This is a genomic window from Pseudoxanthomonas sp. USHLN014 (assembly GCF_037153335.1).
Lineage (GTDB): Bacteria > Pseudomonadota > Gammaproteobacteria > Xanthomonadales > Xanthomonadaceae > Pseudoxanthomonas_A > Pseudoxanthomonas_A winnipegensis.
On record NZ_JBBCKO010000002.1, the window covers coordinates 284,553 to 308,393 of the forward strand.

The window sequence follows — 23,841 nt, forward strand, 5'->3', positions numbered from 1 at the left end:
AGACCCTCGATGTTGCCCGCACGCCCGTTCCGCCCCCGCTCCCGTTCCCCGCTGTCGCTGGCCCTGGCCAGCGTGCTGCTGGCCCTCGCCCTGCCCGCCGCCGCCCAGGACACCACCGACCAGGACGCCGAGCAGGCCAAGGACCAGCAGGCCACCGACCTGGCCCGCATCCAGGTCACCGGCTCCAACATCAAGCGCACCGATGTGGAAACCGCCTCGCCGGTGCAGGTCATCAGCAAGCAGGAAATCGAGAACATGGGCGCGCGCACGCTGCTGCAGGTGCTCGACAACCTGCCGGCGGCGCGGCCGGCGCAGCAGGACTTCCGCTCGCTGTTCTCAGGCTCCGACGGCGCCTCGCAGGCCAACCTGCGCGGCCTGGGCGCGCAGGGCACGCTGGTGCTGCTCAACGGCCGCCGCCTGTCCTATTACGGCGCGCCGGCCGGCTTCCAGACCCAGTTCGTCAACATCGATGCGATTCCCGCCGCGGCGATCGAACGCATGGAAGTGCTCACCGACGGTGCCTCGGCCGTGTACGGCACCGACGCGATCGCCGGCGTGATCAACGTGATCACCAAGCGCGACTACCAGGGCGCCGAGATCAACCTGACCACCGACCGCTCCTCGCGCATCGACTCCTACGGCGAGCACCAGGCCAGCATCACCGGCGGCTTCGGCGACCTGGACCGCGACCGCTACAACGTCTACGGCTCGGTCAACTACTACAAGCGCGACGCGATCCCGCTGAGCGATGTCTACGACAAGCGCCCAGCGCAGTATTACGTCAACAATCCCAATTACCTCAAGAACCTGCGCCTGGGCACCGGCAGCAAGCCCGGCGAGTTCAATCCGGGCAGCTACTTCGCCTTCGACCCGGTCACCGGCGCACGCGTGCAGGAGGCCGCGCCGGGCTGCAACAACGTGCTCACCACCGAGGCGGCCGGCCCGCGCTGCATCTGGCAGACCTGGATGAACAACGAGATCGACGGCGGCGCGCAGTCCGAGCGCACCACGGTCTACCTCAACAGCCACTTCCTGGTCGGCGACACCACCGAGGCCTTCGCCGAGGGCACCTACACCGACATCGACCTGCGCGCCAATGGCGGCACGCCGCGCGCGTTCAACACCACCACCGGCAATCCGACCAGCTGGTTCTCGCGCAATACCGGCACCACGGTCAACCAGTTCCTGTATCCGTATCTGGGACCGAACAACGAGTACAACCACGCCAGCCCGGCGCTGAAGGCGATGATGGGCGGCGTGGTCGGCCTGCAGTACCTGCTGCAGGACGCCGGCGATGACTACTTCGGCCAGCGCAATACCGACAAGAGCTATCGCGTGGTCACCGGCCTGCGCGGCCAGCTGGGGCAATGGAACTGGGAGACGGCCTTCGCCACCGCCGGCAGCCACTCGGTCACCTACCAGACCGTCAACGTCAACCTGAAGGGCTTCGAGAAGGCCTTCGGCCCGTTCACCGTCGACCCGGGCACCGGGCGGGTGATCATCTCCGACCATCCGGCGTACAAGTTCGGTGAGATCAGTGAGGCCAACGCGGCGCTGATCCGTGAGGCGTTCCCGACCTTCGACATCCAGTCCTGGACGCGCCTGCATACCCTGGACGGCAAGATCGAAGGGCCGATCGCGCAGCTGCCGGCCGGCGAGATGCGCGCGGCGTTCGGCTTCAACGCCACCCGCGAGACCTTCTACACGCCGGGCAATCCGGACGCGGCCAATGGCCTGATCACCCAGCAGGGCGGCTCGTGGTTCGACGGGGCGCGCAATACCTATGCCCTGTTCGCCGAGACCGTGGCCCCGCTGACCGAGAAGCTGGAATTGGACGCGGCGTTGCGCGCGGACAAGTACCCCAACTTCGACACCAACCTGGCGCCGAAGATCGGCCTGAAGTACCAGGCGCTGCCCGAGCTGATGCTGCGCGGCACCTACTCCGAGGGCTTCCGCGCCCCCAGCCTGGCCGAGGCCGGCGCCGGCGGCGTGTTCGCCCAGCTCGGCGGCTACCGCGACGAGACCCGCTGCGCCGAGACCAACGCGATCGCCAACCTGCTGCTGCAGTCGCGGCGCGCCGGCGATGTGGACCTGGGCAATGCGCTGCTCAACAGCGACTGCAGCCGCACCGTGGCGCGCATGACCCAGCCCAACAAGAACCTGCAGCCGGAGAAGGCCAAGATCGCCACGCTGGGCTTCGTGTTCGAGCCCGTGCGCTGGCTGTCGGTGTCGGCCGACTACTGGTTCGTCTATCGCCGCAACGAGATCGTGGCGCCGGACTACAGCAAGCAGACCGACATCCTGTCGATGACCCGCTCGCCGATCACCGACGCCGACCGCGCCAACCTGGCGCAGCTGGCGGCCATGTGCGCCGACCCCAGCGCCGGCGTGGCCTGCCCCGGCACGCTGCCCGGCTACAGCGTGGGCAACGTGTCCGCCGTGGTGGGCCAGTACAAGAACCAGGGCAAGACGCTGATCGACGGCTTCGACATCGATGCGCGCAGCCAGTTCTCGCTCGGGGCCTGGGGCAAGTTGAACCTGGGCCTGGCCGCCACCATCGCGCGCCGCAGCGAGAGCTACATCGACGAGGAGTACCGCTGGTACTACGGCAACACCGTGGGCTACTACAACAACCCGCGCCTGCGCGCCACGCTCAACGCCGACTGGACCTACCAGGCGTTCACCACCAGCCTGTTCTTCAACTACACCGACGGCACCAAGTGGGGCTGGGACCGCATCGACGCGCAGGACAACAATGCGCAGACCTGCACCGCCGGCTACCTGCCGCTGGAGAAGAGCAAGTGCGACGGCGCGCCGTCGTGGTGGACGGCCAACCTCAGCGTGGCCTGGCGCCCGGACGCGCACTGGAACGTGGGCCTGACGCTGAAGAACCTGTTCGACCGCAAGCCCTTCTACGACCCCAACAGCTTCCTGGGCGACTCCAGCGACTACGCCAGCATCTACGGCCGGGTGGTCAGCCTGCAGGCGGGGTACAAGTTCTGACCGGCGTGTGCCCCTCCCCTTGCTAAGCAGGGGGAGGTGGGGAGGGGGTTGGCTCCGCGCGCGTGGTGGTGGAGCCCCCCTCCCCTCCCCTCCTCTCCTTCGCCTACGGCGAAAGGCAGGGGCGGAAGCCGAGCAACACGTGGCACCGTTTCAACGCGCCGGCGCGCCTTGCCGGCTCATCGCATTCCAATGAAGAGGACACCGCATCCATGAACCGCAGAGACTTCATCGCCGCAGGCGGCCTGCTGGCGGCCACCAGCCTGTTGTCGGCCACCCCCGCCTGGGCGCGCGGCCGGCGGCTGCGCATGGGCGTGATCGGCACGGGCATGCGCGGCCAGGTGCATCTGACCGAGCTGCTGCGCCGCGACGATGTGGACGTGGTGGCGCTGTGCGACATCGAGCCGATCATGCTCGGACAGGCCCAGGCGATGGTCGCCAAGGCCGGCAAGCCGGCGCCGAAGCTGTATGGCGCCGACGGCGACGTGAACGCGTGGAAGCGCCTGCTCGAGACGCGCGGGCTGGACGGCGTGATCATCGCCACGCCGTGGGAATGGCACGCGCCGATGGCCATCGGCGCGATGCAGGCCAAGGTGGCGGTGGGCTGCGAGGTGGTCGCCGGCATCACCCTGCAGGACCACTGGGACGTGCTGGAGACCCAGCTGCGCACCGGCACGCCGTACATGCTGCTGGAGAACGTGTGCTATCGCCGCGATGTGATGGCGGCGCTGCAGATGGTGCGCGCCGGGCTGTTCGGCGAGTTGATCCACCTGCAGGGCGGCTACCAGCACGACCTGCGCGGGGTGAAGTTCAACGACGGCAATCCCGCCCACCCCTACGACAGCGGCGTGGAGTTCGGGCCGAAGGGCTGGTCGGAGGCGCGCTGGCGCACCGAGCATTCGGTCGAGCGCAATGGCGATCTCTACCCCAGCCACGGCATCGGCCCGTGCGCGATGTACACCGGCATCAATCGCGGCAACCGCTTCACCCGCATCAATGCCTTCGCCACCAAGGCGCGCGGCCTGCACGACTACACGGTGGAGAAGAGCGGCGGCACCACGCATCCCAGCACCAAGGTCACCTTCAAGCTGGGCGATGTGGTCACCACGACCCTGGCCTGCGCCAACGGCGAGACCATCCTGCTGCAGCACGACACCTCGCTGCCGCGCCCGTACTCGCTGGGCTTCCGCGTGCAGGGCACCAAGGGACTGTGGATGGACCTCAACCACGGCGTCCATATCGAAGGACGCAGCCCGCCGCACGAGTGGGAGGACTTCAAGGCCTACCAGGACCAGTACGAGCATCCGCTGTGGAAGCAGTACGCCGGCGATGCCGCCGGCGCGGGCCATGGCGGCATGGACTGGTTCGTCATGCACGCCTTCGTCGAGGCGCTCAAGGCCCAGGCGCCGATGCCGATCGACATCTTCGATGCGGTGACCTGGAGCGCGATCACCCCGCTGTCCGAGCAGTCCATCGCGCAGGGCTTCCAGACGCTGGACTTCCCGGACTTCACCCGCGGCCAGTGGCAGCAGCGCAAGCCGATCTTCGCCTTCGACGCGCGCTACTAGCCCGCACGACGCTTCACCTCCCGGCGCCGCCCGGCTCTGCCTGGCGGCGTTTTTTTGCTGTTCGTCGCGATGCCGGAGAGACGAATCAGTCGAGGGGCATTGGATTGAGGCGCGTGAGCGGACTTTGCCCAGCCTCTATCCGGCACGCCCTCTTTGTAGAGCGGAGCTTGCTCCACTGCGTTTCGGCCGGGTCATGGGGAAAGCCCCAGCGGAGCGAGCGCCGTTGACTCTTGATCGGACAGCCTCTTGCCCTGTGGGGTCAGCTGTCTCTTCCGACCACGTCACGCCCTCCTTGTAGAGCGGAGCTTGCTCCGCTGCGTTTCGGCCGGGCATGGGGAAGGCCCCAGCGGAGCGAGCTCCGCTCTACACGTGGGAGCGCCCTTGTGGCCTTATTCGGCCAATGGCGGACCCAACAACGCGGGCCCTCCAACGCAACGCGCGCGGCAGCGGGCCGGCGGGGGGGGGGGCCGCCCCCCGCCGGCCGGCCCCCCGCCCCCCCCACCCCGGGCGGGTGCCCCTTTTGGGGGGAACCGCCCCCCCCGCCCGCGGGCCCGCTGCCCCTCCGAAGCCAAGCGGGCGCGCCACAAGCCCTCAATCGGGGAAAATTCCCGGTGCGCGAGGCCCGGCCATTGGACCAAGGTAGTAGCCCAACAGTCCGATATTCGCACCATCAAGCGAATATCGAACTTGAATGCTGCACTGCGATAAAACTAGCGTGTGCACCTGTCCTCGCGGGTGCCGGATCGACGGCGGCCGTTGCCGCGGCATCACGCGCGCCCCGCCCTTGCGGCATGCTGCGCGGCCCGCGCAGACACCCCTGTACCGCCGGAGATCCAGATGCGCCCCGTCCTCCTTGTCGCCAGCGGCCTGCTGGCCTGCCTGCCGCTGCTGGCCTCCGGCCATCAGGCCGAGCCCGATCCGGCCCCGCGCCAGGTGCTGAAGGTGGACCGCTACGACGATGACGAGGCCCCGGGCTCGCTGCGCTGGGCCATCACCACCGCCAACGCCGCTCCCGGCACCTACCGGATCGAGATCGCCGCGGTCGGCGCCGCGCCCTATGTGATCAAGCCGCGCGCGCCGCTGCCGGAGATCAAGGGCCCGGTCGCCATCGTCGGCCTGCCCTTCGCGCAGTCCGGCCAGTACGTGGCCATCGACGGCGCCGCCTACGTCACCGGCACCGGCACCCAGGCCTGCCCGGGCGCGGTGCCGGGCCAGTACGGCACCAACGTGCGCACCACGACCCTGCCGGGCCTGGTCCTACGCGACACGCAAGGCGTCGAGCTGGCCGGGCTGGAAGTGCGCAACTTCTGCATCGGCGTGCTGATCAACCGCAGCCACGACAACTGGCTGCACGACAACCGCATCGTCGCCAACAAGGGCGGCGCCGGGGTGATGCTGACCGGCGACGACGGCAACGGCCAGTCCACGCCCACGACCACCGTGCACAACCGCGTGGTGCGCAACGAATTCATCGACAACGGCGATGGCCTGGAGCTGACCCGCGGCGCGGCCTGGAACCTGGTGGCCGACAACCTGTTCCGCTCCACCGACGCCAATCCCGAGCCCTCCCAGGGCATCGAGATCCTGTGGGGCAACGACAACCTGGTGCTGCGCAACCGCTTCGAGGACTACTCCGACGGCCTGCAGATCAACTGGGGCAACCGCAACACCATCGCCGCCAACACCTTCACCGGCAATTCCATCGGCGTCAGCCTGACCGGCCGCGACAACGTGGTCGACGGCAACACCATCACCGGCAACGGCATCGGCGTGGCGCTGCGCCCGCAGCCGGTGTCACGGCCCAACCGGATCACCGGCAACGCGATCTTCGGCAACGGGCTGAAGATCGAGCGCTGCCAGGCCGGCGGCGCCTGCGTGCCGGGCCAGGTGCGCGGGGCGATCGTGTTCGGCGTGCCGGGGCTGGAACATGCCGACTTCGTCGGCTCGCGCGGCGGCGGCGTGGAGAGCGACCCCGCCAAGCTGGCCAAGATCTGCAGCGCGCGCGTCACCGACCACTGCCAGCCCGCGCCCAACGACGGCCTGGCCGCGCCGGTGGTCGAACAGGCCCGCCGCAGCGGCGCCACCCTGCAGATCCAGGGCCAGCTGCGCGGCACGGCCAACACCGTCCAGCGCGTGGAAGTCTTCGGCAACCCGCGCGCCAGCGACACCGAGGCGGCCCGCTACCTGGGCGATGCCCTGGTGACCACCGACGCCCAGGGCCAGGCGCGCTTCTCCTTCGCCGTGCCGGCCACGGCCGATGTCGCGGGCGTCACGGCGACCGTGACCGCCGTAGACGGGGCCACTTCGCCCCTGTCCGCGCCGCGCGCCGTGGCGCGCTGAAGTCCCTGCCCGACCGCCGCACCCGTAATTCCTTCGCATTCACAGGTAATCCCCCCATGTCGTACGTCTCCCGCCCCTTCCCCCGCGCCCTGACGCCGCTGGCGCTCGCCCTGCTGGCCACGCCGCTGCTGGCCCAGGCGCAGGACCGCTTCGATGCGACCACCATGACCGGCGGCTGGAACGGCGAGCGCGCCGCGCTGGTGGACAAGGGCATCAGCCTGCGCGGCGACTACGTCGGCGAGGCGATGGGCGTGGTCGATGGCGGCCTGGCCACCGGCGCGCGCTACGCGCAGCAGGTGCGCGTGGGCTTCGACCTGGACATGGGCAAGCTGGCCGGCTGGGACGGCGGCACCTTCCGCTTCACCCTCAACGACCGCCGCGGCCGCAGCACCTCGGCCGACCTGGTGGGCAACCGCTTCCCGATCCAGGAAGCCTACGGCGGCCAGTACACGCGCCTGTCCGAGCTCAGCTACGACCAGACCTTCAACGCCGGCCGCTCGTACTTCAAGCTCGGCTTCTACGCGATGGGCAACCAGTTCGGCCTGCTCAGCGCCGGCACCAGCTTCGTCAACGCCGCCTTCTGCGCCCACCCGCTGGCCATGAGCGGCAACAGCGGCTGGTACAACTACCCGACCGCGCGCTGGGGCGGTGAGTTCGCCGAGCAGCTGACATCCTCGGTGAACCTGCGCGCCGGCTGGTTCCAGGTCAATCCCAACCTGGGCGGCAACATCGAGCGCAACGCGTTCCGGCCCTTCGTCGAGGGCACCACCGGCTCGCTGTTCCCGGTCGAGCTGACCTGGAAGCCGGGCGCCGGCACGCTGTATCCGGGCGTGTACAAGTTCGGCGGCTATTACGACTCCTCGCGCGTGCCCAAGAAGGGCCTGGACACCAGCAGCGTCACCGGCCGCGACGGCGCCTACGTGCTGGCCGAGCAGAAGCTCTACACGCCGGGCAGCGACGCGAGCATCGGCCTGAACGCCTTCGCCGAGTACATGGTCTCCGACAGCGACACCGCCCAGCTCAAGCGCTGGTACGCCATCGGCGGGGTGTGGCAGGGCGTGGGCGCGCGCAGCAAGGACCGCATCGCGCTGGGCTACGTCGGCTCGGACATCAACCACCGTCTGCTCGATGCGCGCCGCGCCGCGCTGACCACCGCCGGCGTGCCGGCCGATTCGCCGCTGTTCGCGCTCACCGGCGCCGAGGAGCTGTACGAGCTGTCCTACAGCTTCCAGGTCAATCCGTGGCTGATGCTGCGCCCGGATGTGCAGTACATCACCAACCCCGGCACCTTCTCCTACGCCCAGACCGACAACGCCTTGGCCGTCGGCCTGCAGGCCAAGATCACCTTCTGAAAGACGCCGCACCGCACGCCATCGCTCCCGGGAGGGACTTGAGATGAAGCTCCGCCGTACTACCCTAGCCGCCCGCATGCTGCTGGCCCTCGCCCTGATGGCCGGCGCCGCTACCGCCGCCAATGCCGCCGACATGACCAACGCGTCCACCCCGCCCGCCGTCCGCACCATCGCCGTCAAGGGCGTGCAGATCGGCCAGGGCGCGCCGAAGACCATCGTGCCGATCACCGGCAAGACCGCGGCCGAGCAGCTGGCCCAGGCCCAGCGCATCGGCGCCAATGCCGATACCGACGTGGTCGAGTGGCGCATCGACTACCTGGACATCGCCAGCGACGCCAAGGCGCTGGTCAAGCTGGCCCCGCAGATCGCCGCGGCCGCGGGCGGCAAGCCGGTGATCCTGACCTTCCGCACCAAGGCCGAGGGCGGCGCCACCGCGATCGCCGATGCCGACTACGGCAAGCTCTACGCGGCGCTGATCAAGGCCCATGCCGCCGACCTGTACGACGTGGAGATGTTCCGCGACCGCGCGGTGGTCCAGGCCATCGTCGCCGCCGCGCACGCGGCGGGCGCCTACGTGGTGATGTCCAACCACGACTTCCACGCCACGCCGGACACGGCCGAGATCGTCGCCCGGCTGCGCCAGCAGCAGGCCCTCGGCGCGGACGTGCTGAAGATCGCGGTGATGCCGCAGAACCCCGGCGATGTCCTCAAGCTGCTCGATGCCACCTGGCAGCTGCGCCAGAGCAGCGACCGGCCGCTGCTGACCATGTCGATGGGCCCGGTGGGCGTGGTCTCGCGCCTGTCCGGCGAGACCTTCGGCCAGGCCATGACCTTCGGCATGATCGGCACGGCCTCGGCGCCGGGCCAGATCGAGGTCGGCGCGCTGCGCGGGATCCTGACCACGCTGGACAACGCCACCAAGAAGCCGCAGTAACGCTGCCCACGGCGCCCGTGACCGCCGCATGCGGCGGCGATGCGCGTCCGTGTGCGAGCAAGGTCGTCCTCGACGCGAGCGCTGTGCTATCGGCGCCGCGTCGGCCAGTCCGATTGAAGGAGTCGCCATGGCCCACGCCACAGCCCCCAACGCCCCGCTCACGCTGCAGTCGATGAGCCCGTTCCAGTGGCTGGCCATCGCCATCTGCGTGCTGCTCAACATGCTCGATGGCTTCGATGTGATGGTGATGGCCTTCGCCGCGCCGCACGTGTCGGCCGACTGGGGCCTGAGCGGCAAGGAGCTCGGGCTGATGCTCAGCGCAGGCCTGGTCGGCATGGCCGCCGGCTCGCTGGTGCTGGCGCCGCTGGCCGACCGCTACGGCCGGCGCGCGATGATCCTGTGGTGCCTGGTGATCCTGACCGTGGGCATGGCGCTGTCCGGCCTGGCGCGCAATGCCTGGCAGCTGGCCGGGCTGCGCGTGTTCACCGGCCTGGGCATCGGCGGCATGCTCGCCGGCGTGGGCGTGATCACCGCCGAATACGCCAGCCCCAAGTGGCGCAGCACCGCGGTGGCGCTGCAGGCCACCGGCTATCCCATCGGCGCCACGCTGGGCGGGCTGATCGCCACGGTGCTGCTGGAGCGCTGGGGCTGGCACGCGGCGTTCTTCTTCGGCGCGCTGGCCTCGCTGCTGTGCATCCCGGTGGTGCTGGCGCTGCTGCCCGAGTCCCTGGACTTCCTGCTCAGCCGGCGCCCGCCCGACGCGCTGGCCCGGCTCAACGCACTGCTGGCGCGCATGCGCGCCCCCAGGCTGGACGCGCTGCCGCCGGTGCCGCCGGCGCCGGAGAAGGCCGGCTACGCGGCGCTGTTCACGCCGCGCCTGCGCCGCAACAGCGTGCTGATCGCGCTGGGCTTCTTCATGCACATGTTCGCCTTCTACTTCGTGCTGAGCTGGACGCCCAAGCTGCTGGTGCAGGCCGGGCTGTCGGCCGAGCAGGGCGTCACCGGCGGGGTGCTGCTGAACCTGGGCGGCATCATCGGCGGGGCCTTGTTCGGCTGGCTGGCGGCGCGCTTCGCCCTGCCGCGACTGACCGCCGTCAGCTTCCTGACCGCCGCGCTGGGCATGGTGGTGTTCGCCTCGCTGGGCACGCAGCTGCAGCTGGCCTTCCCGGTGGCCTTCGTGATCGGCGCGGCGCTGTTCGGCTCGATGGCCGGCCTGTACGCGGTGGCGCCGATCGTGTTCGAGCCGACCGTGCGCACCACCGGCCTGGGCTGGGCGATCGGCATCGGCCGCGTCGGCGCGATCCTCTCGCCGATGACCGTCGGCGTGCTGGTCGACGCCGGCTGGCAGCCGGCCAACCTGTACTACGTGCTGGCCCTGCCGCTGCTGGTGGCCATCGCCGCGGTGCTGACGATGCGCCTGCAGCCGGCGCGCTGAGGGCGGGCGCGGAGGCGCGAAAGCCGGCCGCGCCCGAGGCATTCGACTTTGGTCCAGTTTGTGCGAATAACGAACTTAAAACCGATATTCGGATTGACGCGATTTTTCGCGCGGTCCACCTTGACGGCCCGCGCGGCTTGCGCGCGCGGACTGTCCAAGCGAGAGGATGCGACTTCGATGTCCCTGATTGCCCAAGCGCGCGCGGCCGGCGGCGGCGCGGTGATGCCATGATCGACAAGACCCTGCCCTCGTGCGCGGCGGCGGTGGCCGACATCCGCGACGGCGCCACGGTGATGATCGGCGGCTTCGGCACGGCCGGCATGCCCGATGCGCTGATCGAGGCGCTGATCGAACACGGCGCGCGCGAGCTGACCATCGTCAACAACAACGCCGGCAACGGCGAGACCGGCCTGGCGGCGCTGATCAAGCACAAGCGCGTGCGCAGGATCGTGTGCTCGTTCCCGCGGCAGAGCGACTCGCAGCATTTCGATGCGGCCTACCGCAATGGCGAGATCGAGCTGGAGCTGGTGCCGCAGGGCAACCTGGCCGCGCGCATCCACGCCGCCGGCAACGGACTGGGCGCCATCTTCACCCCGACCGGCTACGGCACCGAACTGGCCGCCGGCAAGGAAACCCGCGAGATCGACGGCAGGCACTACGTGCTCGAGTACCCGATCCATGCCGACGTCGCGCTGATCAAGGCGCACCGCGGCGATCGCTGGGGCAACCTGGTGTACCGCAAGACCGCGCGCAACTTCGGCCCGCTGATGGCCATGGCGGCCAAGTGCACCATCGCCCAGGTCCATGAGGTGGTCGAACTCGGCGGGCTCGATCCCGAGGCCGTCGTCACCCCCGGCATCTTCGTCCAGCGCGTGGTCGCGGTCGGCCACGCGGAGGCCCGCGCATGAGCGGCTATCAGCGCATGACCCGCGAACAGATGGCCGCGCGCGTGGCGCGCGACATCCCCGAGGGCGCCTACGTGAACCTGGGCATCGGCCTGCCCACCCAGGTGGCCAACTACCTGCCGGCGGACAAGGAGATCTTCCTGCAGAGCGAGAACGGCCTGCTCGGCATGGGACCGGCGCCCGCGCCGGGCCAGGAGGATCCGGACCTGATCAACGCCGGCAAGCAGCCGGTGACGCTGCTGACCGGCGGCTGCTATTTCCACCACGCCGATTCGTTCGCGATGATGCGCGGCGGCCATCTGGACATCTGCGTGCTGGGCGCCTTCCAGGTCTCCCAGCATGGCGATCTGGCCAACTGGAGCACCGGCGCGCCCGATGCCATCCCCGCCGTCGGCGGCGCGATGGACCTGGCCATCGGCGCCAAGCAGACCTACGTGATGATGGATCTGTTGACCAAGACGGGTGAGAGCAAGCTGGTCGCCGAATGCAGCTATCCGCTGACCGGCCTGCGCTGCGTCAGCCGGGTCTACAGCGACCTGGGCGTATTCGATCTCGGCCCCGACGGAGCGCGCGTGGTCGAACTGGTCGATGGCCTGTCCATCGAGGAACTGCAGCGCCTGACCGGCCTGACCCTGGCGCACTGAACGGAGCAAGCGCATGAGTGAAGTTTTCATCGTCGATGGCATCCGCACGCCCGTGGGCCGCTATGGCGGCATCCTGAGCGGCGTGCGCGCCGACGACCTGGGCGCGGTGCCGCTGGCGGCGCTGCTGGCGCGCCACCCCGACCTCGATCCGGCCGCGATCGAGGACGTCTACCTGGGCTGCGCCAACCAGGCCGGCGAGGACAACCGCAACGTGGCGCGCATGAGCCTGCTGCTAGCCGGCCTGCCGGTCAGCGTGCCGGGCAGCACGGTCAACCGCCTGTGCGGTTCGGGCCTGGATGCCATCGGCACCGTCGCCCGCGGCATCCGCGCCGGCGAGCTGGGCCTGGCCATCGCCGGCGGCGTGGAGTCGATGTCGCGCGCGCCATGGGTGATGGGCAAGGCCGAGAGCGCCTTCGCCCGCAACCAGCAGATCGAAGACACCACCATGGGCTGGCGCTTCATCAACCCGAAGATGAAGCAGCTTTATGGCGTGGACCTGATGGGCGAGACCGCCGAGAACGTGGCCGCGCGCTACGGCATCTCGCGCGAGGACCAGGACGCCTTCGCCCTGCGCAGCCAGCAGCGCACCGCCGCCGCGCAGGCCGCCGGCTTCTTCGAGGGCGAGATCACGCCGGTCACCGTCCCCGGCAAGAAGCGCGGCGAGACCATCGAGGTCAGCGTGGACGAGCATCCGCGCGCCGACACCACGCTCGAGGGCCTGGCCAGGCTCAAGCCGATCTTCCGCCAGCCCGGCACGGTCACCGCCGGCAACGCCTCGGGCATCAACGACGGCGCCGCCGCGCTGCTGCTGGCCAGCGCCGAGCAGGTGCAGGCGCTGGGCCTGACCCCGCGCGCACGCGTGCTGGGCTTCGCCAGCGCCGGCGTGGAGCCGGCCTACATGGGCATGGGCCCGGTGCCGGCCACGCGCAGGCTGATGGCGCGCCTGCGCCTGTCCATCGGCGACTTCGATGCGATCGAACTCAACGAGGCCTTCGCCGCCCAGGGCCTGGCCTGCCTGCGCGAACTCGGCGTCGCCGACGATGCCGCCCACGTCAACGCCAACGGCGGGGCGATCGCCCTGGGCCATCCGCTGGGCATGAGCGGCGCGCGCATCACCCTGACCCTGCTGCGCCAGCTCGAGGCCAGCGGCGGCCGCTGCGGACTTGCGACCATGTGCATCGGCGTGGGCCAGGGCGTGGCGCTGGCGATCGAGCGGGTTTGAGTGGCCCGAGGATCGTTCTGCCTCGTAGAGCGGAGCTTGTGGCAATCCCCTTTTGGGGACTCCGCTGAGGCCTTCCCCGAGCATCGCCCCGTCCTGTAGAGCGGAGCTTGCTCCGCTGAGGCCTTCCCAACGAGCTGAACACCTGCGCGTCTTTGGCGTGAAGCAAAATCAACAACAGCAACAACAACAACAACAGCAACAGCAGCGGAGCAAGCTCCGCTCTACATGAAGCAACAGCGGCGCCTCGGTGTCGCCCAGCCAACGGAGCCCGCGATGCGCGATTCCCCCCTTTCCGGTTACCGCAAGCCATACCCCGGCTCGCAACCGCCCTACATCCACCCGCCCTACGCCTCCACGGTGCTGCGCGGCGTGGGCAGCGACCCCATCGCCATTCCGGTGACGCTCTCGGAGGTCACCGGCCCCACGCTGGACCGCCTCACCCTGGGCGAGCATGCGGCCGACCTGACCGCGGGCTTTGCGGGCGAACCGCTGGGCGAGCGCATCATCGTCTCCGGCCGCGTGCTGGACGAGAACGGCAAGCCGGTGCGCAACACCGTGGTCGAGGTCTGGCAGTGCAATGCCGCCGGCCGCTACCTGCATGCAGGCGACCAGCACGACGCGCCGCTGGACCCCAACTTCAAGGGCACCGGCCAGGTGCTGACCGACGCGCACGGCCACTACCGCTTCAAGACGGTCAAGCCCGGCGCCTACCCGTGGCGCAACCACTACAACGCCTGGCGCCCGGCGCATATCCATTTCTCGCTGCATGGCGCGGGCATCGGCCAGCGCCTGGTCACGCAGATGTACTTCCCGGGCGATCCGCTGCTGGCCTTCGACCCGATCTACAACTGCGTGCCCGACCCGCAGGCCAAGGCGCGCATGGTCTCGGCCTTCGACTGGGAGACCACGCAGAACGAGTACGCGCTGGGCTATCGCTTCGACATCGTGCTGCGCGGCCGCAAGCAGACCGTCTGGGAGTAACGCATGAGCCTTCAATCGACCCCGTGGCAGACCGTCGGCCCCTACTACCGTCTGGGTCTGGAGCCGCTGTACCACACGCAGATCGCCCCGCCCGAGGCCAAGGGCGAACGCGTCACCATCACCGGCACGGTCTACGACGGCCTGGGCACGCCGGTCAGCGATGCGGTGCTGGAACTGTGGCAGGCCGATGCCGACGGCATCTACGACCACGCCGAGGACCCGCGCCGCGACGCGCACGACCCGACGTTCCACGGCTGGGGCCGCGTGCCGACCGACGCGCAGGGGCGCTTCTCCTTCAGCACCATCAAGCCGGGCCGCGTGCCGGGCCTGAAGGGTGTCGCGCAGGCGCCGCACCTGGTGGCGCTGGTGTTCATGCGCGGGCTGCTCAAGGCGGCGCCGACGCGCATCTACTTCTCCGACGAGGCCAGCAATGGCGAGGACGGCATCCTGGCGCTGGTGCCGGAAGCGCGCCGCGAGACGCTGATCGCGCGGCAGATGGCGCCGGGGCAGTACGCGTGGGATGTGAAGATGCAGGGCGAACGCGAGACGGTGTTCTTCAGCTACTGAGGGCGGCTTTTCGCTCTTTGCATTAGCGGTTGCTGTTGCTGTTGCTGTTGCTGTTGCTGTTGCTGTTGCGGTTGCTGTTGCTTTGCTTCACCTGTCTGAGCCGTAAAGCGAGCCGAGCATCGCAGGAAGACGGGGCCGAAGAGTCGCCCTGTTTGAGCGAAGCGAGTTTGGGCGACGTGCCCCGTCTTCCGAGAAGCGCAGGGGACCGCCGCGTAGCGGCGGCTCGCGTCCCGGCGAGAAGCGGTTTTGCTTCCTTTTGACAAGACAAAAGGAAGTCGCGCCGCAGGCGCGAAAGCTTTGCACTTGGCGCGCCGCAGGCGCGTTGCTCTTGTCCAATCAGCGCTGCGCCAGTTCTTAGCCAAACTTGAATTTAATTTGCAAGCAAAACTTGAGGGCCATGCGGGCGCTTTTCAAAAGCAAAGCTTTCGCACGGCTTCGCCGCGCGAGCTACTTTTGTCTTGTCAAAAGTAGCCAAAACCGCTTCTCGCCGGGACGCACGCCGACGCTGCGCGTCGGTCCCCTGCGCTCCTCGCGAAGCAGGGCACGGCGCCCAAACTCGCTTCGCTCAAACAGGGCGCCTCTTCGGCCCTGCTTCGCTGCGGTGCTCGGCGTGCTTTACGGCTCAGACAAAAAGCGAAGTGCAACAGCAACAGCAACAGCAACAACTAAAGCAACGGCAACGGCAACGGCAACGGCAACGGCAACGGCAACGGCAACGGCAACGGCAACGGCAACGGCAACATGCAGCTTGACGTCATCCTTCCTGCCATCGGCCCACCATAATCCCACCAAGCCTCACACCGAAGACCCGCATCGATGACTTCCCGCCTGCTCGCCCCTCTGTTCGGCGATCCCGACATCGACGCCCTGTTCGATGACCGCGCACGGCTGCAGGGCATGCTCGACTTCGAGGCCGCGCTCGCTCGGGCCGAGGCGCGCTGCGGCGTGATTCCCGACAGCGCCGTCGGCCCGATCGCCAAGGCCTGCCGGGCCGAAGCCTTCGATCTGGACGCCCTCGGCGCGGCCACCGCGCTGGCCGGCAACCCCGCCATCCCGCTGGTCAAGGCGCTCACCGCCAAGGTGAAGGCACATGACGAAGACGCCGCGCGCTGGGTGCACTGGGGCGCCACCAGCCAGGACGTGATCGACACCGGCACCGTGCTGCAGCTGCGTCAGGCGCTCGACACCCTGACGCCGAAGCTCGAACGGCTGTGCGCCATCCTGCGCACGCTGGCGCAGGCCGAGCGCGACACGGGCCTGCCCGGCCGCACCCTGCTGCAGCAGGCCGTGCCGGTCACCTTCGGGTTGAAGGCCGCCGGTTGGCTCGATGCGCTGCAACGCGCGCAACGACGCCTGCGGGCGCTGCGCGCCGACGCGCTGGCGCTGCAGTTCGGCGGCGCCGCCGGCACGCTGGCCTCGCTCGAGGACCGCGGCCTGGACGTAGCCGAGGCGCTCGCCCGGGAGCTGGAACTGCCGCTGCCCGCGCTGCCCTGGCACACCGTGCGCGACCGCATCGTCGAGGTCGGCACCGCCTTCGCGCTGCTGGCCGGCGCGCTGGGCAAGATCGCCACCGATATCGTGCTGCTGATGCAGTCCGAGGTGGGCGAAGCCTTCGAACCCAGCGGCGCCGGCAAGGGCGGCTCCTCGGCGATGCCGCACAAGCGCAACCCGGTCGGCTGCGTGGCGGCCATCGCCGCCGCCACGCGCGTGCCGGCGCTGGTGTCCACGCTGTTCGCTGCCATGAGCCAGCCGCACGAGCGCGCGCCCGGCCAGTGGCATGCCGAATGGGAAACGCTGCCCGAACTCATCCGCCTCACCGCCGGCAGCCTGGCGCAGATGACCGTGGTGCTAGACGGCCTGCAGCTGGACCGCGCACGCATGGCCGCGCATCTGGACAGCTTCGGCGGCCTGCTTTACGCCGAGGCGGTGTCGGTCGCGCTGGCCGCCACGCTCGGCAAGTCCGCCGCGCACGCGCTGGTCGAAGCCGCCGCCAAGCGCGCGGTCCGCGAGCAGCGCCACCTGCGCGAGGTGCTGGCCGAAGACACGCAAGTCAGTGGCGTGCTCGATGCCGCGCGCCTCGACGCGCTGTTCGCCGCCGACAGCTGGCGCGGCATGAGCGACACCTGGATCGACCGCGTGCTCGCGGCCGATTGATCCCTTTCCCGCGACGGAGCCAACCATGGCATTTCTCGACCTGCCCACCCATCGCCTGCACTACCGCATCGACGGCGCCGAGGGCGCGCCCTGGCTGACCTTCTGCAACTCGCTGGGCACCGACCTGTCGATGTGGGACCCGCAGGTGGCCGAACTGGCACGCGACTTCCGCATCCTGCGCTACGACCGCCGCGGCCACGGCCAGTCCACCGCGCCCGCCGGGCGCTACACGATCGACCAACTCGGCGGCGACGTGGTCGCGCTCTGGGACGCGCTGGGGATCGAACGCACGCATTTCTGCGGGCTGTCCATCGGCGGGCTCACCGGGCAATGGCTGGGCCTCAACGCCGCCGACCGGCTGGCACGGCTGGCGGTGTGCGCCACGGCCGGCAAGATCGGCACGGCCGAGAGCTGGGAGGCGCGCATCGCGCAGGTGCGCGAGCATGGCCTCAAGGCACTGGCCGAGGGCACGGTGATGCGCTGGTTCACCGAGCACTACACCGACACTCACGAGGAACAGGTGCGCGCGGTGCTGGACACCTTCCTGGCGACCTCGCCCGAGGGCTATGTCGGCTGCTGCAACGCGGTTGGCCAGGCCGACTTCCGCCACGACCTGGCCGGCATCGCCGTGCCGCTGCTGGCCATCGCCGGCGACGACGACCCGGTGTGCCCGCCGGCCGACCTGCAGTTCATCGCCCAGCACGTGGCCGACGGCCGCTTCGCCCAGGTGCCGGGCCGCCACATCTGCAATCTCGAATCGCCGGCCGCCTTCACCGCCGCGCTGCGCGACTTCCTCACCGCCTGAAGCCTTCGAAGGACCCCCACGATGGACGAACAAGCCCGTTACGAAGCCGGCCTGGCCGTGCGCAAGGCCGTGCTGGGCGAGGCGCACGTGCAGCGCTCGCTGGACGCGCGCACCGACTTCACCCACGAGTTCCAGCACTTCATCACCCGCGCCGCCTGGGGCGAGGTGTGGACACGCGACGGCCTGCCGCGGCACACCCGCTCGCTGCTGACCATCGCGATGATGGTCGCACTGGGCCACGACGAGGAATTCAAGCTGCACATCCGCGCCGCCCGCAACAACGGCGTCAGCGCGGACGAAATCAAGGAAGTGCTGCTGCAGACCGCGATCTACTGCGGCGTGCCGGCGGCGAACCACGCCTTCGCCCTGGCCAAGCCGATTCTGGAGGAGCAGGCGGCCGAGTCGGCTGAGTGAGGTTTTGGTCGGTGTGGTTGCCGGGAGGTCGTGGAAGGGATGTCCACGCCGTTTCCAAGGCCGACGCGCGCTTCGTGCATTGCCTTTGGGTGTTTGAACCGGCGTCCTCGGCGTGATCGATCTGATTCGGGTAGATCAAAAGCGAAGCAAGAGCGAGAAGCGCAAAGTCCCTGGATTCCCGCTTTCGCGGGAATGACGATCTGAAAGGACTGCTTCGGCCCCGGCTCCCCGCCTCCGCCCCACCTCCCGCTGTTGCTGTTGCTGTTGCTGTTGCTCACAGCCTCTGCTTTTGCAGTCGCTTTCCCTGTCTGAGCCGTAAAGCGAGCCGAGCATCGCAGGAAGTCAGGGCCGAAGAGTCGCCCTGTTTGAGCGAAGCGAGTTTGGGCGACGTGCCCTGACTTCCGAGAAGCGCAGGGGACCGCCGCGTAGCGGCGGCTCGCGTCCCGGCGAGAAGCGGTTTTGGCTACTTTTGCCGCGACAAAAGTAGCTCGCGCCCGCAGGCGCGAAAGCTTTGCCCTTGGCGCGCTGCAAGCGCGATGCCTTTCGCCTTTGATACCGACACCCAAGCGCCGGCTTTAAACCCAAGCCAGCGCAGGCGCTCAACTCAACTCAACACCGCCCCCAACCGCGCCGCCGCCTGCCGCAACGGCGGCAACAGCTGCGCATGCATCGTCTGCAGACTGACCCTTCCCGCCTGGGTCCCGATGTTGAGCGCCGCGATGACCGCCCCGGCCCGGTTGCGCACCGGCACGGCGATCGAGCGCAGGCCGATCTCCAGCTCCTGGTCGGTCAGCGAGAGCTCCTCGCGCCGCACCTTGGCCAGCACCTCGAGCAGCTCGGTCGGATGGGTGATGGTGCGCTCGGTCCGCGGGCGCAGCGGATTGCGCTCCAGATAACCTTCCAGCGTGTCCGGCGGCAGCGAGGCCAGCAGGATGCGGCCCATCGAGGTGCAGTACGCCGGCAGGCGGCTGCCCGAGCGCAGGCCGATGGACATGATGCGCACCGTCTCGGCGCGCGCCACGTACAGCACGTCGTCGCCGTCGAGCACGCCCAGCGAGCAGGACTCGTGCACGGCATCGCGCAGCGCGTCCAGCACCGGCTGGGCGGCCACCGCCAGCGGCGCGGAGGCCACGTAGGCGCCGCCGATGCCCAGCACGCGCGGCAGCAGCACGTAGCCGCGGCCGTGCTCGCCCACGTAGCCCAGCTTGGCCAGCGTGTACAGCGCGCGCCGCACCGCCGCGCGCGGGATGCCGGTCTCGGCGCTGATCTGCGACATGGTGACCTCGCGCCCGTGCTGGGCGAACACGCTCAGCACCGCCATGCCGCGCGCCAGCGAGGTCATGAAGTCCGGGTCGCCCTGGGCCGCCTCGATCTGCCGCATGATCTCGCGCGCCAGGCCGCGCTCGGCGATCGCCGAAGCCGGAGCGGGCTTGCGGCGAGCGCGGGGCTTGGAAGAGTCGGTCATCGGCGGGCGGTTCTGCGGGCGGGCGGAGCGCCATGGTAGCGGCGCGCGCGGCGGGCGCCCAAACGAGAAGCGGCGGACCGGTGAAGGTCCGCCGCTCGTCGCTGCCTTAGCGCCGGCGTGGCCGACGTGCGAAACGCGGCTTACTTGGCGTCCGGCAGGGTGTAGGCGATCACGTAGTCGCCGCGGTCCGGCGACTGGCGCGCGCCGCCGGCGGTGACCACGATGTACTGCTTGCCGTTGACCGCATAGGTCATCGGGCCGCCCTGGCTGCCGACCGGCAGACGCGCCTTCCACAGTTCCTTGCCGGTGCCGCTGTCGAAGGCGCGCAGGTAGTAGTCCTGCGTGCCGGCGATGAACACCAGGCCGCCCTGCGTGGCCAGCGTGCCGCCCAGGGTCGGCATGCCGATCGGCATGGGCATGTGCATCTTGATGCCCAGCGGACCGGTGTCCTCGACCGTGCCCACCGGCACCTGCCAGGCGATCTGGCGGGTCTTGAGGTCGATCGCGCTCAGCGTGCCGAACGGCGGGGCCTGGCAGGGGATGCCCAGCGCGGACAGGAAGCGGTTCTTGTTGACCGCGTACGGGGTGCCCTTGAGCGGCACCGCGCCCATGCCGGTGTTGACCGCCTCGCCGCCGCTGGAGGCGGCCGCCTTGTCGGCCTTCTGCGGGATCATCTGCACCCACAGGCCCAGGCGCATGTCGTTGGCGAAGGCGTAGCCATGCACCGGGTCGAACGACAACCCACCCCAGTTCATGCCGCCCAGCGAGCCGGGGAAGCTCAGCGACACGTCGGTGCCCGGCGCGGTGTACAGGCCCTCGTAGCGCATCTGCTTGAAGGCGATGCGGCACAGCATCTGATCCAGCAGGGTGGCGCCCCACATGTCCGACTCGGCCAGATGCTTGGTGCCGATCTGCGGCATGCCCACCGACAGCGGCTGGGTCAGCGAATAGGGCTCGCCGGGGATGTCGGCGGCCTTGACCGGGACTTCCTTGACTTCGGTCAGCGGCTTGCCGGTGGCGCGGTCGAGCACGTACAGCTGGCCAGCCTTGGTGCCGATCATCACCGCCGGGGTGGTGCCGTTGCCGGTGGGGAAGTCGATCAGGCTCGGCTGCATCGGCAGGTCGAAGTCCCACAGATCGTTGTGCACGGTCTGGTAGACCCACTTCACCTGGCCGGTGCTGGCATCCAGCGCGGTGATCGACGCGCCGAAGCGATGGTCCAGCGCGGTGCGCTCGGCGCCATACAGGTCGGTGGAGGGGCTGCCCATCGGCAGGAACACGGTGTTCATCGCCGCGTCGTAGGACATCGGCGCCCAGACGTTGGGCGTGCTGCGCGCGTAGGTCTGGCCTTCGGCCGGCGGCGCCTTGTCGTCCGGATTGCCCGGGTCGAAGGCCCAGCGCTGGGCGCCGGTGATCACGTCGAAGCCGCGGACCACGCCGCCAGGCATGTTGGCCTGCACGTTGTCGGCCACGCGCCCGCCGACCACCACGGTGGTGCCGGCCAGGGTCGGGGCGGAGGTGAGCTGATAGAACGGATCGGGCGCGGCGCCCAGCCCGGCCTTCAGGTCGACCTGGCCATCGGTGCCGAAGCCCTGGCAGAACGCGCCGGTATCGGCATCCAGGGCGATCAGGCGGCCGTCGATGGTGTTGGTCAGCAGGCGGCGCTCACAGTTGGCGCCGGCCGGCAGGCTGACCGGGGTCACCGCCGTGGAGCCGGCCGCGGTGGGCTGCACCAGCGGCTTGCTGGCATCGAAATAGGCCAGGCCGCGGCAGCGCTGCCAGACCGAGGACTGGGCGTTGATCTCGCGCTTCCACAGCTGCTTGCCGCTGGCCGCGTCCAGCGCGATCACGTTGTTGTGCGGCGTGCACAGGAACACCTTCTGGCCGATCTGCAGCGGCGTGTTCTGGTCCTCGGCGCCGTTGCCGTTGCTCTCGGCGATGTCGCCGGTGCGATAGGTCCAGGCGACCTTCAGGTCCTTGATGTTGTCGCGGTTGATCTGGTCCAGCGCGGCGAAGCGGCTACCGCCGTCGGTATTGCCGTAGGCCACCCAGTCGGTCTGCGCATGCGCCGGGTCCACCGGCACCAGCGCCGGGCCGGGGCCCTTGGCGGCCACCGTCGGATGCGGCACGAACATGCCGGCCAGGCCGCCGGCGCAGGCCAGTGCCAGCACCGCCGCCAGCGCGTAGGCGCCGCGGCCGCCGGGCAGGCCGCGGGCGCGGCGCAGCGTCGGGTAGGCCAGCGCCACCAGCAGCGCCAGCACCGCCGGCATCATCAGCCGCGAGGCCAGCGGCCAGAATTCCAGGCCGGCGTCCCACAGCGCCCAGACGACGCTGAGCACGAAGGCCACGGCGTACAGCCAGGCACCGGCCGGGCGGCGCAGCACCAGCAGCACCGCCGAGACCAGGCTGGCCGCGCCCATCAGCAGGAAGTAGAGGCTGCCGCCGAGGGTGGCGAGCCTGATGCCGCCGGCCAGCAGCGCCAGGCCGATCAGCGCCAGCAGCAGGCCGACGCTCCACAGCAGGATCCGGCCACCGGCCGGCACGTTCGTTTGGGTTTGCACGTTCTGATTCCTCTGCAACGTGATGGCGGCATCCGCCGTCGAAGGACGGCCGCAGCGAGGGCGGGCGCCGGGGCGCAGGATGGCATGCCGCGGCCCAGGCGGGCGTCGGCGGGTTGGGCGATTATCGCATTAGCGTTCGGTAATAGCACAGACGTGCGAACACCGATGGATGTGACGGACTGTGCCGGCTCCGACGTTTTTCCGACCTTGGTGAAGGGCGTACAACGCGCCGACGCGGGGATGTCGCGATGCAACACATCTGCGGAGTAGCGTTGCGCGCTTCTCACCGGCTGCAATCCCATGTCCGACCTTCCGCTGGCGCCTCGTCGTCTTGTTCACTGTGCCCTGTTGCTGGCCGTTACCGCGGCCGGGGGCTGCTCCGCCAACAAGCCGACCACCGAGACGCCGCCGCGAGTCGGGGTGATGACCCTGGGCGCACGCATGCTGCCGGTCGAGCGCACCCTGCCCGGCCGGACGGTGGCCTACGAGACCGCCGATGTGCGCCCGCAGGTCGGCGGGCTGCTGCGCCAGCGCCTGTTCGAGGAGGGCCAGGAGGTCAAGGCCGGGCAGCCGCTGTATCTGATCGACCCGGCGCCGTACCAGGCCGCCTACGACGTCGCCCGCGGCAATCTGGTCCAGGCCGAGGCGGCGCTGGCCAGCGCGCGGCCCAAGGCCGAGCGCACCCGCACCCTGACCGCCATGGACGCGGCCAGCAAGCAGGACGCCGACGATGCGCTGTCCACCCTGCGCCAGGACGAGGCGGCGGTGGTCGCGGCCAAGGCCAATGCGCAGGCGGCCAAGATCAACCTGGACTACACCCGCATCACCGCGCCGATCTCCGGCCGCATCGGCACCTCCGCCTACACCGTCGGCGCGCTGCTCACCGCCGACCAGGACACCGCGCTGACCACCATCCAGCGGCTGGATCCGATCTACCTGGACGTCACCCAGTCCAGCACGCAGATGCTGGCCCTGCGCCGTCAGCTCGATGCCGGGCAGATCCATGCCATCGACGGCAAGGCCCAGGTGCAGGTGCGGCTGGAGGACGGCAGCCCCTATGCGCACGCCGGCACGCTGGAGTTCGTCGGCACCCAGGTCAACGCCGGCACCGGCAACGTCACCCTGCGCGCGGTCGTGCCCAACCCCGAGCACCTGCTGCTGCCCGGCATGTACCTGCGCGCGGTGCTGCCGATGGCCACCGACCCGGGCGCGGTGCTGGTGCCGCAGCAGGCGGTGACCCGCGACAGCAAGGGCGAGCCGCTGGTGAAGCTGCTCGATGCGCACAATCAGGTGGTGGAGCGCCGCATCCGCACCGGCGAGGTGGTCGGCCACGACTGGGTGGTGGAGTCGGGCCTGAAGCCGGGCGATCGGCTGATCGTGATCAACGCCAGCCGCGCCGAGCCGGGCAAGCCGGCGCAGCCCTACCCGGTCAGCGCCGCGCAGCTGGACGCCACGCCGGCGCTGCCGACCGACGACGCCCAGGCCGAGTAAGGG

17 protein-coding genes are annotated in these 23,841 nt (G+C 69.8%); 15 read left to right on the forward strand and 2 right to left on the reverse strand.

The window, feature by feature from the left end:
- Window positions 1-9 precede the first annotated feature (9 nt).
- The 14 genes from WFQ05_RS05230 to pcaC all read left to right on the forward strand — a co-directional run bounded on the left by WFQ05_RS05230 (window position 10) and on the right by pcaC (window position 18,321).
- Complete coding sequence (locus tag WFQ05_RS05230; protein WP_337052958.1) at window positions 10-3,003, forward strand: TonB-dependent receptor; 2,994 nt, start codon at window positions 10-12, stop codon at window positions 3,001-3,003.
- 209 nt (window positions 3,004-3,212) lie between these two features.
- Entirely contained in the window at window positions 3,213-4,568 is a 1,356-nt protein-coding gene (locus WFQ05_RS05235) for a Gfo/Idh/MocA family oxidoreductase (RefSeq protein ID WP_130514786.1), read from the forward strand.
- 837 nt (window positions 4,569-5,405) lie between these two features.
- Window positions 5,406-6,908: a NosD domain-containing protein gene (locus WFQ05_RS05240; RefSeq protein WP_337052959.1), complete on the forward strand. Its 1,503-nt coding sequence runs from the start codon at window positions 5,406-5,408 to the stop codon at window positions 6,906-6,908.
- 56 nt (window positions 6,909-6,964) lie between these two features.
- A complete protein-coding gene (locus WFQ05_RS05245) occupies window positions 6,965-8,260 on the forward strand; it encodes a carbohydrate porin (RefSeq protein WP_337052960.1) in 1,296 nt (431 codons plus the stop codon).
- Between the two features lie 43 nt (window positions 8,261-8,303).
- The gene (aroD, locus tag WFQ05_RS05250) at window positions 8,304-9,194 is read left to right on the forward strand and encodes a type I 3-dehydroquinate dehydratase (RefSeq protein WP_337052961.1); all 891 of its coding nucleotides are present in this window, start codon (window positions 8,304-8,306) and stop codon (window positions 9,192-9,194) included.
- Between the two features lie 127 nt (window positions 9,195-9,321).
- Entirely contained in the window at window positions 9,322-10,629 is a 1,308-nt protein-coding gene (locus tag WFQ05_RS05255) for an MFS transporter (protein WP_337052962.1), read from the forward strand.
- Between the two features lie 227 nt (window positions 10,630-10,856).
- Window positions 10,857-11,537 carry a 3-oxoacid CoA-transferase subunit A gene (locus tag WFQ05_RS05260; protein WP_130534901.1) on the forward strand — a complete coding sequence of 227 codons (681 nt, stop codon included), beginning with the start codon at window positions 10,857-10,859 and terminating at the stop codon, window positions 11,535-11,537.
- Window positions 11,534-12,178, forward strand: coding sequence for a 3-oxoacid CoA-transferase subunit B (locus WFQ05_RS05265; RefSeq protein ID WP_130514751.1), 645 nt, complete (start codon window positions 11,534-11,536; stop codon window positions 12,176-12,178). Before WFQ05_RS05260 ends, WFQ05_RS05265 begins: the two co-directional genes overlap by 4 nt.
- Window positions 12,179-12,191: 13 nt before the next feature.
- Entirely contained in the window at window positions 12,192-13,400 is a 1,209-nt protein-coding gene (gene pcaF, locus WFQ05_RS05270) for a 3-oxoadipyl-CoA thiolase (protein WP_337052963.1), read from the forward strand.
- 273 nt (window positions 13,401-13,673) lie between these two features.
- The gene (gene pcaH, locus WFQ05_RS05275; protein ID WP_130514747.1) at window positions 13,674-14,381 is read left to right on the forward strand and encodes a protocatechuate 3,4-dioxygenase subunit beta; all 708 of its coding nucleotides are present in this window, start codon (window positions 13,674-13,676) and stop codon (window positions 14,379-14,381) included.
- Between the two features lie 3 nt (window positions 14,382-14,384).
- The gene (gene pcaG, locus WFQ05_RS05280; protein ID WP_337052964.1) at window positions 14,385-14,948 is read left to right on the forward strand and encodes a protocatechuate 3,4-dioxygenase subunit alpha; all 564 of its coding nucleotides are present in this window, start codon (window positions 14,385-14,387) and stop codon (window positions 14,946-14,948) included.
- A gap of 816 nt (window positions 14,949-15,764) precedes the next feature.
- A complete protein-coding gene (locus WFQ05_RS05285) occupies window positions 15,765-17,102 on the forward strand; it encodes a 3-carboxy-cis,cis-muconate cycloisomerase (RefSeq protein WP_337052965.1) in 1,338 nt (445 codons plus the stop codon).
- Between the two features lie 25 nt (window positions 17,103-17,127).
- Entirely contained in the window at window positions 17,128-17,907 is a 780-nt protein-coding gene (gene pcaD / locus WFQ05_RS05290) for a 3-oxoadipate enol-lactonase (RefSeq protein ID WP_337052966.1), read from the forward strand.
- Between the two features lie 21 nt (window positions 17,908-17,928).
- Window positions 17,929-18,321 carry a 4-carboxymuconolactone decarboxylase gene (gene pcaC, locus WFQ05_RS05295; RefSeq protein WP_306994127.1) on the forward strand — a complete coding sequence of 131 codons (393 nt, stop codon included), beginning with the start codon at window positions 17,929-17,931 and terminating at the stop codon, window positions 18,319-18,321.
- Between the two features lie 604 nt (window positions 18,322-18,925).
- On the opposite strand, the gene WFQ05_RS05300 is transcribed toward pcaC, so the two are convergent.
- Both WFQ05_RS05300 and WFQ05_RS05305 read right to left on the reverse strand, forming a co-directional pair.
- Entirely contained in the window at window positions 18,926-19,786 is an 861-nt protein-coding gene (locus WFQ05_RS05300; RefSeq protein WP_286576220.1) for an IclR family transcriptional regulator C-terminal domain-containing protein, read from the reverse strand.
- Window positions 19,787-19,926: 140 nt separating this feature from the next.
- Window positions 19,927-22,347 carry a membrane-bound PQQ-dependent dehydrogenase, glucose/quinate/shikimate family gene (locus WFQ05_RS05305; protein ID WP_337052967.1) on the reverse strand — a complete coding sequence of 807 codons (2,421 nt, stop codon included), beginning with the start codon at window positions 22,345-22,347 and terminating at the stop codon, window positions 19,927-19,929.
- A gap of 423 nt (window positions 22,348-22,770) precedes the next feature.
- Here WFQ05_RS05305 and WFQ05_RS05310 point away from each other — a divergent pair, with 423 nt between their 5' ends.
- Window positions 22,771-23,838 (forward strand): efflux RND transporter periplasmic adaptor subunit, encoded by a 1,068-nt coding sequence (locus WFQ05_RS05310; protein WP_337053254.1) that lies wholly within the window; start codon window positions 22,771-22,773, stop codon window positions 23,836-23,838.
- Window positions 23,839-23,841: the final 3 nt, after the last annotated feature.